Consider the following 15,037-nt stretch of genomic DNA (forward strand, 5'->3'; position numbering starts at 1 on the left):
CGCCACCTGTTATGCTGCGCGCGGGCGCTCCACTGCGCCTGCCCGTCCGTTTCCCCGTGGAGCGGTCGGGCGCAATCCGCCTCGAATGGCATTGAATGAACGGCGATTCCCGTCGGGCGATCGCCGGCCCGCAGCACGTTGTTTATAGAAGACTGCGCAATGCGTTCAATGGTTTACCGGCCGTCGGTCAATAACACCTTTACCTATAAGAACCGCATTTCATGACATCACGCCTTTTCACCGCATGCATTGCCGCCGTGATCGGCTGCGCCACGCTGCCCGCCGCTCACGCCCGCACCTATATCGCGCCGACGACGTCGCTCGGCAAAGGCGCTTACGTCCATCAGTTCGTGCTGCGCGACCCGGTCACGCACCAGCCGCTGCCGAATGCGCGCTACCGGCTGTTCCTGCCGGGGCAGGTCATCGCGGGCCTGCCGGTCAAGCCGGGCCAGCACGACAGCGTGGTCTTCGGCACGACCGACGACGCCGGCCGCACCGTGCGGATCCGGCTGCCGAAATCGCATCCGCAGAAGCAGTGGGTGTTCAACCCGGTCATCGGCGACGGCGACCTGGGCGAATCGTTCCGGCTCGTCGATGCGGGCGGCGACGCGCCGCTGCGCGGCTTCCCTTACCTGCTGGACGTGGAACACGAATATCTGGCGTGCGGCCACTCGGACGCGAACGGCTACACGTACTACGCGCAGTCACGCACGCCGCGCACCGTCAATCTGTATACCGGGATGCTGGGTGATTCGGCCGACACCGACTGGTGCGCGGGCCCCGGCGCGGCGATTGCGAACAGCGCGAACGAACCGGGCGCGCCGGACCTGTACACGCAATACCTCGGCAGCCTGGTCGCCAACGGCGACCGGATCGGCAGCGAGTTGCGCCAGCAGATCGTCATCAAGCTGCTGTCGCTCGCGACCGAAGAACGTGACGCCGACCGCGTGGCCGCCGTGCTCGACCTCGGCGAGATCCCCGACGACCGCCTGAACGATACCGGCTATCGGCTCGTCGACGCGGGCGTCGCAGTCGATCGCGGGCTCGCGATGATCGACGCGCATCTCGCGAAAGCGCCCGACGATGCGTACGCGCTCGACAGCAAGGGTTGGGCGCTGTATCGGCTCGGCCGCAACGACGAAGCGCTCACGTGGTTCGACCGCTCGATCGCGATCTTCGAGAAAAATGGTGACCGCGACAGCGACACGCGCGAAGCGTGGGCGACAGGCCTGACGCACAAGGGCGAGGTGCTGTGGAAGCTGGGCCGCCAGGATGAAGCGCGCGCTGCGTTCGCGCAGGCGAGGACGATTCAGCCGAAGAACACGGAGCTGGCGGAAACGTTGAAGCGGCTGAATGTGCAGGAAAAGCCTGCCGAGGCCGGTGCGTCGGCATCCGGTACGACGGGAACATGACACGTCACCGGCCCGCCACTCGCGGCAGGCGGTGATCGTCGGGCCCCGCCGGTCACTGCCGGGCGCCGGCGCGCGCCGTTACGGGAAGACCGGCGTCTTCCCCGGATCACCCTTCGCCCTTGGGCCCCGGGTTGAGCATCACGACGAAACCGGCCACGCCGACGATCAACGCGATCGCACCGCCGCGCAGCGCGATCGCTTGGTCGAACAGCAGCCCGGTCACGACGGCCATCATCCCCGCGAGCGACAGGAACACGGCGATCGTCGCGACGACGATCCGGGACTGGCGGCGTATCATCGCGCGCTCCCGGGTCAAGCCGCCGCGGCGGACGCCGGCACGTCGCCGTCGTCGCCGCGAACCAGCAGCACCGGGCACGTCGCGCCGCGCACGAAGCGCTCGGCGACGCTCCCGAGCAGCACGCGCCGGATGCCGCGCCGCCCGTGCGTGCCGACCACCGCGAGCTCGATGCCGCACTCCTTCACGTAACGCTGCAGGCGTTCCGCGATGTCCTCGCCGATGGTTTCGGTCTCGACGAGTTCGCCCTCGCCCTTCGCGCCGGCCAGCGCGATGATCTGTTCGGCTTCACGCAGCACCTTGCGCCCGTCGTCGCGGATTTCCTCGATGAGCGCATGCGGATCGAAGCGGCCCGCGTACGTAAACAGCACCGACTTGTCGACCACGTATACGACGCTGACGTGCGTATCGGCCGCCAATGCGACCTTCACGGCCTCGGCAAGCGCCTGTTTCGACGAAGCGCTGCCGTCGACGGCCACCATGATCTTCTTGTACATACGAACCTCGCTGGGGTGAGTTGCCGCGAGCGGTCGCGCGCGGCCATGCCCCCATCATCGGCGGACCGCGGGTTCGAAGGTTGACGACGATCAAGGTCCGGCCGAAGCCGGTCGTGCGGCAAAGCGCCACGTGGGAAATCGGCGTGCCAGGCCTGCGGCCGCGCCGCGCGACCGAGCAGGCAGGCCGCCGAAGGCGCTATCATCAGAGTTGCGATCTTCGTCCGGCCCCTTTTTGCCGGTTCACTTTCAACTCGCTCAACCGACATGACAACGACAACCGAACGCGTGGACGGCGCCGCCCAGCATCTCGTCGCCGCCCGCCATGCCGGCGCGCCCGGCCCGCTGCTGCCCGACGCCTTCCGCCCCGAGAACGTCGACACCGCGCTCGCGATCCAGCATCGCGTCGCCGATCTGCTCGGCGAAACGATCGGCGGATGGAAATGCGCATTGCCGCCGCCCGACCGGGTGATCGTCGCGCCGATCTTCGCGTCGACGATCCGCGAAGCCGATGCGCCGTACCGCGTCGTCGGCGGCCCGATCGTGCGGATCGAGCCGGAAATCGCGTTCGTGCTCGCGCGCGACCTGCCGGGCCGCGCGCGGCCATACGACGAGAACGACGTGCGCGGCGCGATCCGCGAAGTGCGCATCGTGCTCGAGGTATTGGGCTGCCGCTATGCGGAGCCTGCGCGCGCGTCGAAGTTCGAACTGCTCGCCGACGGGCAGTTCAACCAGGGGCTGTGCGTGGGCCCCGTCGTGCCGGACGGCCTGAACGTGCCGCTCGAGACGCTCGCGCTGTCGTTCGAAGGCGCACTGAATCGCACGATCGACGGCCGCCATCCGGATGGCGATCCGCTCAAGCCGCTCATATGGCTGGTGAATTTCCTCGCGTCGCGCGGCGACGGCGCACGCGCCGGCCAGATCGTGACGACCGGCTCGTATGCGGGCGCGATCGACGTGCCGATCGGCGACGTGCTGACCGTGCACTTCGGCGAGCTCGGCAGCCTGTCGGTGACGCTGACGGCGTAACCGGTCGCGGGCGCCGCTGCCCGGGCTGGCGTGAAGGCCGCGTCGACGCGGCCACGCCGATGCCGACGGCGATCCTGTTGAACATGCAGCACGCTCCGCACGGCGTCGACGGCGTCACGAGAAGAAGCAGATCCACGACGGCGGGTTGGCGGCTGGCCATCGCCGGCCGCATGCCGGGCCGCTCGCGTTTCGCGGGCCGCTAACCAGTTCCGTCCGGTCCGGCGTGATAACGTTGCACATCGTCGCCCGCGGTTCGAACCGCGGGCACGCGAACCGCTTTCACGCCCATACGCCATGTCGCTGACACCGCTGCCCGCCCTGCTCGACGAAATCCTGCACACCGTCACGCGCCGCTATCAACTGCCGCCGTTCGACGGCGCGCCGACGCCGGCCGATGCCGCGAACCCGGCGGCGACCCTTGCGCGCGTGATCGAGGACGCACGCCGGATGCTGGCCGACGGCCGGTCTCCCGGCACGGCGCTGCGGCAGCGGTTCATCGACGCGCTTGCGCACATGATCCGCGCCGCGATGGATCCGCATGCCGGCGATCACGCGTTTCAGGCGTCGGTCCTGCGGCACGACGCGGCGAGCGTGCGCGAATACGCATCGCTGCACGCGCACGCCGAGCAGGACCGGCGCGCGCTGCACTCGGCCGTCAACGCGATCGCGCACCCGGCCAAGCTCGAGCGCAGCGCGCAGGCGTGGCAGCGCGACGGGCTCGCGCGGTTGCATGCGGCCGCAACGTCCGCATCGTGGGGCGAACTGCATGCCACACTGGAACAACTGCTCGCGCTGCCCGGCATGGCGACCGACACCGCTTTCGAGCAGGACATCGTGAAGTTGAAGGACGGTGCCGCGCTCGAACACCTGCTGCGTCTCGACGCGCTGGCATCGGACGCGCACGTCCGCCGTTATCGCGCACTGTGGGTCCGGCAAGGTCCGCTCGAAGGCAGCACGGTCGCCGTCGCGCAGGGCGTCGCGTCCCAGCAGCGCGGCGCGGCCGTCGAAGCGCTGGCCGCGCAGGCGCTCGACGCACTGGCCCGCCGGCTCGACGCGGTGGACCCGCAGCGCACGTACCGCGTGGTCACGTCGATGCGCGTGCCGTCATCGATACCGGGCCGCCACGACCGCGCGAAGACCGAATGGGATGCGATCCTGCTTGAACGCACGCGCGGCGACGAAGCGGCGCCCGCATGGAACGTGCGCTTCCTCGTCGAGGCGAAGGCGTCGGCGGATGCCGCGACGACCGATTTGCCGCGACTGCTGCGCGGCCTGAAACTGCTCGCGCAGGCCGACGCGGACACGATCTATTCGTTCGAGACGCATCAGGGCACGGTGCGCGTGCACGGCGCGTCGCTGCGCGCGTTGACGACCGACGACGCGGCGCTGCGACGGGAAGTACTCTATTGCTGCGATGCGTCCGCGGACGCGACGCCGCGCCTGCTGGGCGCCGCGAGCCGGATGCAGTTGCTGTCGGCGCAGGCGAGCCTCGAATACGCGAGCGCGCTCGCGCGGCAGCCCGATGCCGATCCGTCCGGCCTCGGCGTCATCTGGCAGGCGCTGCTGACGCAGCCGCAATGGCACGCGGTGCTGCATCAATACCCGTCGTTGCGGCAGGTGCGCGAACTGATGGTGGCCATCGACGACTTGCGCGCCGCGATCGACGACGCGGACGAAGGCGGCGTCGCGAGCAGCGCGTGCGCGTGAGGGTCGAGGCGGGCCGCCGCCGCATGACGGCGTCGCGCGGCCCGCTCAGTTGGTGAGCACGCCGAACGGCAACGTCCATCCCGCCAGCCGGCCGCCGTCGCCCCATCGATCGTCGCCCGCACCGCAAGGCAGCAGCACCGGCGCGGCCGCACACTCGAGCGTTTCCTTCGGTGTATGGCCGAACTCGGCCTTGAACAGCCGGTGGAAATACTTCTCGTCGGGAAAGCCGTGCGCCCACGCGATTTCCGCGATGCGCCGATGGCGGCGCTGCGGATCGCCCAGCATGTGGTATGCGTGACGCAAGCGCCTGCGCGTGATCTGCCGCATCACGCCGCCCTCCTCCTTGAACAGCTGATAGAGCCGTGCCCGCGACACGCCGATGTCCCGGCAGATCCGCTCGGGCGTCAGGTCGGGTTCCAGCAGATGCAGGTCGATGTAGCGCCGCACGCGCTCGACCAGCGCGTTGTCGATCGGGCCGCGCGCGTCGTCGAGTGCCTGGGCGCTCGGCGCCACCGCCGCCGCCAGCAGCAGCAACAACGATTGCACGACGCTCGGCACGTCGTGCATGCGCAGGTCCGGCAGATTCCGGAACAGCGACAGCATCTGGTCGCCGACCAGGCGGCCCACGCCGCTCGTCAGCGTCTGCCCGTGCGCTTGCGCCGCATGGCTCGGAAGCAGGTATCTGGGCACGACCAGACTGATCACGTCGCCGGCCTCGACCCGGCAGTCGTTGATCTGCGCGACGTCGTACACGAACACGTCGCCGGCGCGCTTGATCAACTCGGGGCCGCCGGTATGGCTCGCGAGCCGTCCGCCGAGCAGCAGCGTGAAGCGGATCGAATCCTGCCCGTCGAGCCGGATCCGCCGGGTGGTCCGGTGAACCGTATAGGTCGGCGCGCGCGAGCGCCATTGCCGGCCCGACAGGATCAGCGGGCCGAGCGCGGCACCGCTCGCTTGCGCGTCGAACGGGCCGTGGCCGCCGGGGTCATCCAGCCGGTAGTCGCACAGCATGTCCTTGACCCAGACGTGGAACCGGTCCGGCTCGGGATAATCGGTCGTGCGAAACTTGAAAACAGGGACGAATGCCGCTTGATCCATGACGGTTTTTTTATCGAGCCGACGGGAAGGGATGAATCGGTTCGTCGATTATCGGACCAAATTGCGCCGGCGCAAGGCCGGCGCGGCATATCGTCCACAAGCGGTCGACCGACGCCCTGCGGCGGCGTCGTCGTGATCGCGGCCATCAGCGTTGCGGATGGCACTCCCAGTCGTTGTACGTCGGCCGATCGATCGGCGTGAGCCCCGGAATCATGAACACCGTACAGCCGAAACGCCGCCCCTTGCCGGTCGTCGCGTTGTAACTCACCTTCTGGCCGCCCAGCCCGTCCTTCTTCCCGTACTGCACGTTGGCGATGGTGATCTCGTCGGACGACGCGAGCCCGAGCGTCTTCGCGGTCGACGTCTGCACGTCGACCATGTTCATCTGCGTCGTGCCGCACGCGGACAGCACGACGCCGGCGACCGCGACGCCCAGCGCGGTCCGTACGGTGCAATGCATGGTTTGCTTCATCGTTTCTCCTTCGGTTTCCCGCGCAACGCGATTACGTGCCCGGGGTATAGAAACTGGACTGCAGCTGGCTGCCGATACTCGCGACGTACGACTGCCAGACGAGCGCCATCGACCCCGTGCCGTTGACAGCCAGCGCCGGCCACGATGCGCTCTGCGCCGCCACCGTCGACGCGCTCCACGCACCGTTCCGGTAGGTGGCCGCGATGACGGCCGACGCGCCCGGCAAGCCCGTGTCCTGCCATGCGGCCGTCACGTTCCCGGCCGCGTCGATCACCAGCGGCGGATACTGCGCGGCCGCCCCGTTCAGGTGCTCCGTCAGCCGCTGCAGCGGTCCCCAGTTGCCGCTGGCATCGGACACGCTCGCCTGCAGAACGGCGCCCCCTTCGGCCCACATCGCGGCAGCCATGCCGTTTTCGTTGACGGTCAGCATCGGCGTCGCGATGAACCCGGTCGGCTCCGCGATCGCCGGCGCGACGGGCTGCGCGGGCTGCCACCCGGTGCCGGCCACGTAGCGTTGCGACATCGTCGCCGTGAGGATCTGCCCGCCCGTTACATCGAGCTGCCCCCAGAGCAGCGTGATGTTGCCGTTCGCGTCCATGCCGGCCACCGGCGAGATGATCGTCGTGAACAGGCTCGTGTTCGAGACGGCCTGGTTGACGTCGGTCCAGCCGTTCGTCGCGTCGTACGTGGCCGTCCACAGCGCCGACTGCGTATGGTTGGTCTGCCGCCACGCGAGCACCGCGCGGCCGGACGGCAGCACCGAGATCATCGGCCTCACGTTGTCGGTATCGCCGGTCACCGCGCCGGGCCCGGTCTGCACCGGCATCTGGATCAGCGCCGTCGGCGACCACTGTCCCGCCTGCGTATAGCGGGTCCATGCGATGCGTGTATCGAGCAGGCTGATCGATTGCGTCCACGCGACGAGCGCGTTGCCCTGGCTGTCGATCCCGGCCGTATACGACGAACCGGCCATGTCCGCCGCCAGCTCGAGCGGCGCGCCCCAGCCGGTAGCCGGGCTGTACGGGCGCACCCACAGTGCGTACGTGTTGGGGCCCGGCATCCATTCCGTCCAGAACGCGACCGCCTGTCCGCTCGCGTTGCCGACCAGTTGCGGCTGAACGCCGGTCAGCCCGTTCATCGAATGCGAACCGTCGCTCGTGTCGAGCCGCGTCGCGCCGGCCCAGCCCGAGCCCGGGACATAGCGCGCGCCCCACATTTCGTTGCCGTTCGCGCCGGCCGGGCCAAGGGTCATCCACGTGGCGAGCGCATTGCCGCTCGCGTCGATCGTCACGCTGGGGTCGCCTTCCGGTCCCTTGCCGTCCACCGCGACGGCCGTCGACCAGCCGGCCTGCGGCTGCGCGGCGCCGCCGCCCGTCGGGCCGCCGCTCGAACCGCCGCCGCCGCCGCCGGGCGGTGTCGTCCCGGACGGTGAGCCGGGATTGCCCGGCGTCGACGACGACGCGCCGCCGTTCGTGGCAACGTCGTCGCCGCCGCATGCGCTCAGCGCGAGAACGGCCGACATGACCAACCATGCAATGGGTTTCATCGGAATCCTCTTGTTTTCTTTTTCCGGCATGCTCTCGTCTGCCGTTGGCCGAAACGTCGCCGCATCGCGTCGGTCGGCCGATCGATTAGCAATACTATTGAACAGGCATGCAACGCGGCGCCGTTTCATGTCCCCGTCGGGATCGATTCCGTCGATCGGATCGACCCGAACGCCGCCTTCTGCAGCCCCCCCGTCGGACGGCGAAGACGACGGCTTGTCGTCGATCGCCGGATGTCCGTCACTGCCGGCTGCATCTTAATTCATGCGCTCGGGATTCAAGGTGGCGTTGCGTCTACAGTGAGTGGACTTCCATCTCGCCGGGCCGGCGACCGAAGCGGCTCGTGAGGTACGATACGCGCCGAGGCGAAATGCCCGCTGAGAGAACCGGCCGCCGCGGCCCCACACCAGTACAAGAAAAATGCCGAGAAACCCGACGCTGAACCGAAACCTGCTCGCCGCGCTGGCGGCCAGCCTGCTTTGCCTGCCCGCCGCCCACGCCAGCTCGGACGACAGCTGCAACGTGCCGCCCACGCTCCGGCAGGGTACGTACTCGTGCGGCAACGTGCCGATGCTGAGCCCCGCCAACGACACGCGCATCAACGCGATGCTGATGATGGTCGATGGCGCCAAGGTCGCGCGGGTGTTTCCGGACCCGAAGACCATCCCGCCGAAAGACCGGATCAGCCAGATGATCGTGCCGTTCCCAATGGATTTTTCCGGGTGGATCGATATCGGCCAGAAGGCGCCCGATCCGGCCGGCGGCGCAGCGGACGCCGATGCGCCGTCGAACCGGTACGCCGACGGCGAAGGCAGCATCTGTCGCAGCATGGACGCGGGCGCGGACGCGTTCAACGACGCGCTGGACGGTGCCGGCGGCCTTCCCCCCGACGAAGCCGCCCGCCTGCGCGCGGCGCGCACCGAGATCGCGCAGAAAACCTGTGCCGCGGGCGGCGCGAGCGCCGCGTGGACGAAGCCGCCGGTCAAGTCGCCGCTCGGCCAGCAGTTCGCCGCGTACCTCGACGGCACGAACGCGTTCTACCGCGCCGACTTCCACGCCGCGACGCGCGCCTTCGCGAGCGCATCGCACAGCGCGAACCCGTGGCTGAAGGAAACCGGCCTCTATATGGCCGGGCGCGCGCAACTGAACGCCGCGCAGGCCAACGCATTCGACAACGACAGCCCGACGCCGTCGCGCGCCCGCGTCACGAACGTGTCGCTCGACGCCGCGAATACCGTGTTTCGCACCTACCTGAAGGTGTATCCGCAGGGGCGCTATGCGGTTTCGGCCAACGGGCTGCTGCGGCGCGTTGCGTGGCTCGGCGGAGACGTCGCGCAGCAGGCCGACCTCTACGGCCACGCGCTCGCGCGCTGGTCGCCGGCGACGTCGAACGTGCCGCTGATCCAGCTGGCGAACGAACTCGACAGCAAGCTGCTGTTCGGGTCGGAACTCGACGCGCGCCAGATCCAGTCGCCGACCGTGCTCGCGACCGTCGACCTGCTGCGCATGCGTACGTCGGACAACAGCGACTCGAGCCGCGGCAAGCCGCTGACGCTGGACGACCTGCAGGCGCAGAAACCGCGCTTCGCGAACGCGCCCGCGCTGTACGACTACCTGCTCGCCACCTGGTATGTGCAGATCGGGCGCAAGCCCGATGCCGCGCTCGCGTTGCTGCCGTCCACGCCCGCCGCGCCGCTCGACTACTTCGGCCTGAGCCAGCAGGCGCTGCGCGCGTTCGCGCTGGAGGATAGCGGCCAGGGCGACAAGGCGCGCCAGCTGTGGCGCGACCTGATTCCGCTCGCGAAATTGCGCTTCCAGCGCGAGGCGCTGGAGCTCGCGCTCGCGATCAACCTGGAGCAGGCCGGGCTCGTCAACGACGTGTTCGCCGACGATTCGCTCGTGCAAAACGCCGCGATCCGCGCCGTCCTGCTGCAGCACACGGCTAGTGCGGACCTACTGCGCACACAGGCGCAGAACCAGGCGACCGGCGCCGCGCTGCGCGACACCGCCCTGTACACGCTGCTGTACAAGGAGTTCACGCGCGCGCACTACGCCGATTTCATCGCCGATACCGCGCTGGTATCCGGCGCGCCCGCCGCTCCGTTGAAACCGTTCATCGCATCGGGCGCCCGAAACGACGACAGCTACGTGTGCCCGTCCGCGCGCGAGATCGCCGCGGCGCTGCAACAGAATCCCGCCGACGCGAAAGGGCTGAACTGCCTCGCCGATTTCGTGCGCCTTCATCCGCCCGCGGTCGGCCTCGAAGGCGACGCGGTGCCGCCGTGGATGCGCAACGCGTCGGCGGCAGCCGCCACGCGCGTGCCGCCGACGCTCGGCGGCGCGCCGTCGCAGTTCGCGGGCAAGCCGTACGAGCGGATGTCGAGCTACGTGACCGTGATCGCCGATGCGCAGGCCAGCCCGAACGACCGCGCGTATGCGCTCTACCGCGCGATCAACTGCTATGCGCCCGGCGGCTCCAACGAATGCGGCGGCAAGGACGTGCCGAAGAACGTGCGCAAGCGCTGGTTCGACACGCTGAAGACCGCCTATCCGGGCACCCCGTGGGCGCGCAAGCTCCGCTACTACTGGTGAGCGCCGCGTGAAGCGCATCGCGTGTGTCGCGCTGCTGCTGGCCTGCCGCGTCGCGCTGTCCGGCACCGTCGATGCCGCGCGGTACGACGCGTTCTGGCTGTGGGCCAGTGTGAAGCCGCAGCCGGTCGTCAGCGGCGCGCGCACGCTGTACGTGCTGCAAGGGCAGATCGAAGCGTCGCCGCGCGACGAGTCGCAGGTACGCGTCATCGCGCAGGGCGTCGCGCTGCCGCCCGCGCCGAATGCGCGGGTGTGGCTCGTCTATCGTGCGCATACGCTGCGCTGGACGCCGCGCGTGACGCGGATCATGCTCGCGCAGCTCGAGCGCTGGCGCGCGTCAGGCCGCACGATCACCGGTATCCAGATCGACTTCGACGCGCGCACGCGCCACCTGCAGGATTACCTCGAATTCCTGCGCACGCTGCGCGACACGCTGCCCGCCGATTGCCGGCTGAGCATCACGGGGCTGCTCGACTGGAGCAGCCGCATCGATACCGACCAGGTCAACCAGCTCAGGGGGATCGTCGATGAAGTGGTCGTGCAGACCTACCAGGGGCGCACCACGATTCCCGACCATGCGGCCTACCTGCCGCGCGTCGCGCGGCTGCAGCTGCCGTTTCGCATCGGCGTGATCCAGGGCGGCGAGTGGGACGCGCCGCCGTACCTCGCCGCGAATCCGTGGTTTCGCGGCTACGTCGTATTTCTACGCAACGATTAGCGGGCGAAAACGCGGTGGCCGCCATCCCGCCCGCACATCGGCGACGCAGCCCGCCGAAGCGGGCATGCACCGCTTACACCGTTACGACTGCACGAAAGCCAGCAGGTCGGCGTTGAGCACGTCCGCGTTGATCGTCAGCATCCCGTGCGAGTAGCCCGGATAGGTTTTCAGCGAACCGTTCTTCAGCAGCTTGATCGACTTCAGCGCGGCATCCGCGATCGGCACGATTTGATCGTCCTCGCCATGCAGCACGAGCGTCGGCACGGTGATCGCCTTCAGATCCTCGGTCTGGTCCGTTTCCGAAAAGGCCTTGATCCCTTCGTAGTGCGCCTTCGCGCTGCCGATCATGCCCTGGCGCCACCAGTTCTGGATCACGCCCTGGTGCACCGTCGCGCCGGGCCGGTTGAAGCCGTAGAACGGGCCGCTCGGCACATCGACGAAGAACTGCGCGCGATTGTCGGCGAGCGCCTTGCGGAAGCCGTCGAACACCTCGAGCGGCAGGCCTTCCGGGTTCGCGTCCGTCTTCAGCATCAGCGGCGGCACCGCGCTGACCAGCACCGCCTTCGCGACGCGGCCGGCCGGCTCGCCGTGCCGGGCCACGTAGCGCGCGACTTCGCCGCCGCCGGTCGAGTGACCGATGTGCACTGCGTTGCGCAGGTCGAGCGCCTCGGCCACCGCGAACGCATCCGCCGCGTAGTGATCCATGTCGTGGCCGTCGGACACCTGCGCCGAGCGGCCGTGCCCGCGGCGGTCGTGCGCGATCACGCGATAGCCTTTCTGGACGAAGAACAGCATCTGGGCGTCCCAATCGTCGGACGACAGCGGCCAGCCATGGTGGAACACGATCGGCTGTGCATCCTTCGCGCCCCAGTCCTTGTAGAAGATCTCGACGTTGTCCTTCGTGGTGATGTAAGGCATGGCTGCAGGCTCCTTTGGGGTGAATGAACGCGTGCCGGCCGGGCACCCGGACGGGTGTCGGCACGAACCGCAGCGCGGCGGCACACCGCGCCGATCGATGCGGCACTTAGCCGTTGTAACGGAAAACTGCGACCCTGTCATGAAACGAACTGAATCCGGCTTGACGTCCTCACCCGCCTAAAGGCAGGTGATTCCCACACCTGGCGATGCACGTCCGCATCGGAGAATGTTCAGCGCAGCGTTGGTATCACGATCATGCACGACACCACAGTCACTGCAGGCCCATTCTCTTATTCGCAGTCCCGCGATACCTTTCGGCCGCGTCGTGCTGTCTTTCGACCCGCACGCCGAACAGGACTGGGTGGAACCGCTTTCGTCGACTTCCTCGAACGTTGCCCCGTGCGCCATCGCCTTGTAACGGAGCTTTTCTCGGAAGGACGACCAGGATGCGTCGTAGACGCTTTTCGCCATCCTGGTTCTGGCAAGTTTGGCGGCCGACACGTTGCCGACTGCGATGTAATCGAAGCGCCGCACCAGATCGAGCGCAAGTTTGTGCTGGAAATCGGCGCGGGCATTCGCGACCTTGGCGTGCAACTTCGCGATATGCCGCTTGTGCTTGCGCGCCCGTTGCGCTTTCGCCAGCTTTTCCGCCGCTCGTCGACCGAACTGGTCATTGGGCAGCTTCTCGCCGGTCGAAAGTGTGGCGAAGTCTTTCAGGCCAAGATCGATGCCGACACCAGAACGGATCGGGCGGGCCTGAACATCGGGCATCTCGATCACGATATTCAAGAACCAGTTGCCGCGCGCATCCTGCGCGAAGTTGGTCCCATCCTTGATCTTGCCTTCGGGAAGCGGTCGGCTGTTGAACACGCGAAACGTGTTGCCGGCGAAACGGAACGCGTCACCCTCGCGCTTCAGGTCACGCCCCTTCAGCGGCACCCAGCCCAGCGATTTCCTGCCGCGATAGCGCAGGTGGGGCCGACGGTGCTGACTGCGCGACTTCGCATATTGCTCGCACGTCGCGTTGACCGTGCCGGAGTGGATGCCGAGCGCCTTGCTGCTCCCCGTCGTCAGCACGTTCAGATCGAATCCCGTCGGCCACTTCTTGCTCCACTTGAGCGCGTGCTTCTGCGTGTCATTGCAGAAGTTCCAGACGTAATTCACCGCACGGCTCTGCTTGTTGAGCAGTCCGTTGAGCGACTTCACCCGGTAGCGGTAGACAAGAATCATGCCGGTGATCCTAACCCGTGGAAGAAGCTGCCTGTCAACAGCACTCCTTTCCCTCCCGCCATCCGCCCCGAAGGAAGTCCCCTGGGGGGAAATGGCGGGGTTTCTCGGAGCAAATTCTGATGAACGAGGCCCGGCGGGCCGCCGCGCCGTATGGCAATATCGCTTCGGATCCGCCGTGCAGCCCCACTCACTTCAGGGACATTCATGTTCGATCACGTCAAATTCGGTGTCAGCGACTACGCAGCCAGCAAGGCATTCTTTCTCCACGCACTCGAACCGCTCGGCGTGGCGGTCCTCGACGAAGGCGTGCCGACCTACGGCGTCGAACTCGGCGTGCCGGGCAAGCCGACGCTGTGCCTGTTCCAGACCGACGAGAAGCCGGCCCATCTTCACCTCGCATTCGCGGCCGACACGCGCGCGCAGGTCGACGCGTTCCACCGCGCGGCGCTGGCGGCCGGCGGCAAGGACAACGGCGCACCCGGCCTGCGCCCGCAGTACCACGCGCACTACTATGCGGCGTTCGTCATCGGTCCGGACGGGCACAACATCGAAGCCGTTTGCTCGCGGCCCGAGGCCTGATCGTTCGATCGGGCCACGATGCACTGCATCCGCGCGTCACGCAACCGACCGCGGATGCGTGACACGCGAGCCATTGCGCGTCAACCGTCCGTCGACACGGTCACTGCCTCCCACGTGCGCATCTCGTCTTCCAGCGCCGCCCATTTGGCGCGCACGAGGCGCAGCGCATCGCTGCCCAGCAACAGATGGGCCGGCGGACGGTCCGCCTCAATGACCGCGAGCATCGCGCGCGCCGCCTTGGCGGGATCGCCCAATTGCCGGCCGCTCTTTTCCTCGCGCGCCTGGCGGATCGGATCAAAGATCGCGTCGTAGTCGGCGATCGAGCGCGGCGTGCGCGTCATCGAACGGCCGGCCCAGTCGGTGCGGAACGAGCCCGGCGCGACGGCGGTCACCGCGATGCCGAACGGCTCCAACTCCTTGCCGAGCGTTTCCGAAATCCCTTCCAGCGCGAACTTGCTGCCGCAGTAATACGCGATGCCCGGCATCGTGATGTGGCCGCCCATCGACGTGATGTTCAGAATGCGGCCGCGCCGGCGCTCGCGCATGAACGGCACGACGGCCTTCATCATCGCGACCGCGCCGAACACGTTCACGTCGAACTGCCGGCGCATCTCCGACAGCGGCGACTCCTCCAGGATGCCTTCGTGCCCGTAGCCGGCGTTGTTCACCAGCACGTCGACGGGGCCGACGCTCGCCTCGATATCCGCGACGACGCCGTCGATGCGCTCGAAGTCGGTCACGTCGAGCACGCGCCCGATGGCCGCATGCGGCGACAGCGCTTCGAACGCCTGCCTCGCCGCTTCACTTCTGACGGTGCCGACCACCGTACGACCCGCGGCCAGCGCCTCCTGCGCGAGCGCGCGGCCGAAGCCGCTGCTGACGCCGGTGATGAGCATGACGTTACCGGATGCCATGTGAGCTTCTCCCAAATGTCGATCGAAGCATGCATGCT

14 protein-coding genes are annotated in these 15,037 nt (G+C 68.1%); 6 read left to right on the forward strand and 8 right to left on the reverse strand.

Annotation, left to right across the window (positions count from 1 at the left end; genetic code table 11):
- The first annotated feature begins 221 nt into the window (after positions 1-221).
- On the forward strand, positions 222-1,412 hold the full coding sequence (locus FFI87_RS32940; protein ID WP_138850580.1) for a tetratricopeptide repeat protein: 1,191 nt from the start codon (positions 222-224) through the stop codon (positions 1,410-1,412).
- 106 nt (positions 1,413-1,518) lie between these two features.
- Here the strand turns inward: FFI87_RS32940 and FFI87_RS32945 are convergent, their stop codons facing one another.
- Together FFI87_RS32945 and FFI87_RS32950 are read right to left on the reverse strand one after the other, a co-directional pair.
- The gene (locus FFI87_RS32945) at positions 1,519-1,710 is read right to left on the reverse strand and encodes a DUF2964 family protein (RefSeq protein ID WP_011660611.1); all 192 of its coding nucleotides are present in this window, start codon (positions 1,708-1,710) and stop codon (positions 1,519-1,521) included.
- A gap of 14 nt (positions 1,711-1,724) precedes the next feature.
- A complete protein-coding gene (locus FFI87_RS32950) occupies positions 1,725-2,204 on the reverse strand; it encodes a universal stress protein (protein WP_012372759.1) in 480 nt (159 codons plus the stop codon).
- Between the two features lie 264 nt (positions 2,205-2,468).
- On the opposite strand from FFI87_RS32950, the gene FFI87_RS32955 reads away from it, so the two are divergent.
- On the forward strand, positions 2,469-3,230 hold the full coding sequence (locus FFI87_RS32955; RefSeq protein ID WP_138850581.1) for a 2-keto-4-pentenoate hydratase: 762 nt from the start codon (positions 2,469-2,471) through the stop codon (positions 3,228-3,230).
- Positions 3,231-3,524: 294 nt separating this feature from the next.
- The gene (locus FFI87_RS32960; RefSeq protein ID WP_138850582.1) at positions 3,525-4,937 is read left to right on the forward strand and encodes a 3-deoxy-D-arabino-heptulosonate 7-phosphate synthase; all 1,413 of its coding nucleotides are present in this window, start codon (positions 3,525-3,527) and stop codon (positions 4,935-4,937) included.
- A gap of 45 nt (positions 4,938-4,982) precedes the next feature.
- Here the strand turns inward: FFI87_RS32960 and FFI87_RS32965 are convergent, their stop codons facing one another.
- From FFI87_RS32965 to FFI87_RS32975, 3 genes are all read right to left on the reverse strand, one after another.
- Entirely contained in the window at positions 4,983-6,035 is a 1,053-nt protein-coding gene (locus FFI87_RS32965) for a helix-turn-helix transcriptional regulator (RefSeq protein ID WP_138850583.1), read from the reverse strand.
- 145 nt (positions 6,036-6,180) lie between these two features.
- The gene (locus tag FFI87_RS32970) at positions 6,181-6,507 is read right to left on the reverse strand and encodes a hypothetical protein (protein WP_138850584.1); all 327 of its coding nucleotides are present in this window, start codon (positions 6,505-6,507) and stop codon (positions 6,181-6,183) included.
- Between the two features lie 31 nt (positions 6,508-6,538).
- Positions 6,539-8,053, reverse strand: coding sequence for a hypothetical protein (locus FFI87_RS32975; RefSeq protein ID WP_138850585.1), 1,515 nt, complete (start codon positions 8,051-8,053; stop codon positions 6,539-6,541).
- Positions 8,054-8,471: 418 nt separating this feature from the next.
- Between FFI87_RS32975 and FFI87_RS32980 the strand changes: the two genes are divergently transcribed.
- Together FFI87_RS32980 and FFI87_RS32985 are read left to right on the forward strand one after the other, a co-directional pair.
- Positions 8,472-10,643, forward strand: coding sequence for a hypothetical protein (locus tag FFI87_RS32980; protein WP_138850586.1), 2,172 nt, complete (start codon positions 8,472-8,474; stop codon positions 10,641-10,643).
- A gap of 7 nt (positions 10,644-10,650) precedes the next feature.
- Complete coding sequence (locus FFI87_RS32985) at positions 10,651-11,358, forward strand: DUF3142 domain-containing protein (protein WP_138850587.1); 708 nt, start codon at positions 10,651-10,653, stop codon at positions 11,356-11,358.
- A gap of 81 nt (positions 11,359-11,439) precedes the next feature.
- Here FFI87_RS32985 and FFI87_RS32990 read toward each other — a convergent pair whose 3' ends face one another.
- Both FFI87_RS32990 and FFI87_RS32995 read right to left on the reverse strand, forming a co-directional pair.
- Complete coding sequence (locus FFI87_RS32990) at positions 11,440-12,276, reverse strand: alpha/beta fold hydrolase (protein ID WP_138850588.1); 837 nt, start codon at positions 12,274-12,276, stop codon at positions 11,440-11,442.
- A gap of 177 nt (positions 12,277-12,453) precedes the next feature.
- Entirely contained in the window at positions 12,454-13,506 is a 1,053-nt protein-coding gene (locus FFI87_RS32995; RefSeq protein ID WP_138850589.1) for an RNA-guided endonuclease InsQ/TnpB family protein, read from the reverse strand.
- Between the two features lie 204 nt (positions 13,507-13,710).
- Between FFI87_RS32995 and FFI87_RS33000 the strand changes: the two genes are divergently transcribed.
- Entirely contained in the window at positions 13,711-14,085 is a 375-nt protein-coding gene (locus FFI87_RS33000) for a VOC family protein (RefSeq protein WP_012372769.1), read from the forward strand.
- A gap of 80 nt (positions 14,086-14,165) precedes the next feature.
- On the opposite strand, the gene FFI87_RS33005 is transcribed toward FFI87_RS33000, so the two are convergent.
- A complete protein-coding gene (locus FFI87_RS33005; RefSeq protein ID WP_012372770.1) occupies positions 14,166-14,999 on the reverse strand; it encodes an oxidoreductase in 834 nt (277 codons plus the stop codon).
- Positions 15,000-15,037 lie beyond the last annotated feature (38 nt).

The sequence above is a fragment of the Burkholderia sp. KBS0801 genome, assembly GCF_005937855.2.
GTDB lineage: Bacteria > Pseudomonadota > Gammaproteobacteria > Burkholderiales > Burkholderiaceae > Burkholderia > Burkholderia ambifaria.

Excerpts from the sequence above, each read along its gene's own strand:
- FFI87_RS32960 (WP_138850582.1), top strand. The coding sequence starts at position 3,525 with ATGTCGCTGACACCGCTGCCCGCCCTGCTCGACGAAATCCTGCACACC.
- FFI87_RS33000 (WP_012372769.1), top strand. The coding sequence starts at position 13,711 with ATGTTCGATCACGTCAAATTCGGTGTCAGCGACTACGCAGCCAGCAAG.
- FFI87_RS32990 (WP_138850588.1), bottom strand. The coding sequence starts at position 12,276 with ATGCCTTACATCACCACGAAGGACAACGTCGAGATCTTCTACAAGGAC.
- FFI87_RS33005 (WP_012372770.1), bottom strand. The coding sequence starts at position 14,999 with ATGGCATCCGGTAACGTCATGCTCATCACCGGCGTCAGCAGCGGCTTC.
- FFI87_RS32945 (WP_011660611.1), bottom strand. The coding sequence starts at position 1,710 with ATGATACGCCGCCAGTCCCGGATCGTCGTCGCGACGATCGCCGTGTTC.
- FFI87_RS32975 (WP_138850585.1), bottom strand. The coding sequence starts at position 8,053 with ATGAAACCCATTGCATGGTTGGTCATGTCGGCCGTTCTCGCGCTGAGC.
- FFI87_RS32940 (WP_138850580.1), top strand. The coding sequence starts at position 222 with ATGACATCACGCCTTTTCACCGCATGCATTGCCGCCGTGATCGGCTGC.
- FFI87_RS32970 (WP_138850584.1), bottom strand. The coding sequence starts at position 6,507 with ATGAAGCAAACCATGCATTGCACCGTACGGACCGCGCTGGGCGTCGCG.
- FFI87_RS32955 (WP_138850581.1), top strand. The coding sequence starts at position 2,469 with ATGACAACGACAACCGAACGCGTGGACGGCGCCGCCCAGCATCTCGTC.
- FFI87_RS32995 (WP_138850589.1), bottom strand. The coding sequence starts at position 13,506 with ATGATTCTTGTCTACCGCTACCGGGTGAAGTCGCTCAACGGACTGCTC.
- FFI87_RS32965 (WP_138850583.1), bottom strand. The coding sequence starts at position 6,035 with ATGGATCAAGCGGCATTCGTCCCTGTTTTCAAGTTTCGCACGACCGAT.
- FFI87_RS32980 (WP_138850586.1), top strand. The coding sequence starts at position 8,472 with ATGCCGAGAAACCCGACGCTGAACCGAAACCTGCTCGCCGCGCTGGCG.
- FFI87_RS32950 (WP_012372759.1), bottom strand. The coding sequence starts at position 2,204 with ATGTACAAGAAGATCATGGTGGCCGTCGACGGCAGCGCTTCGTCGAAA.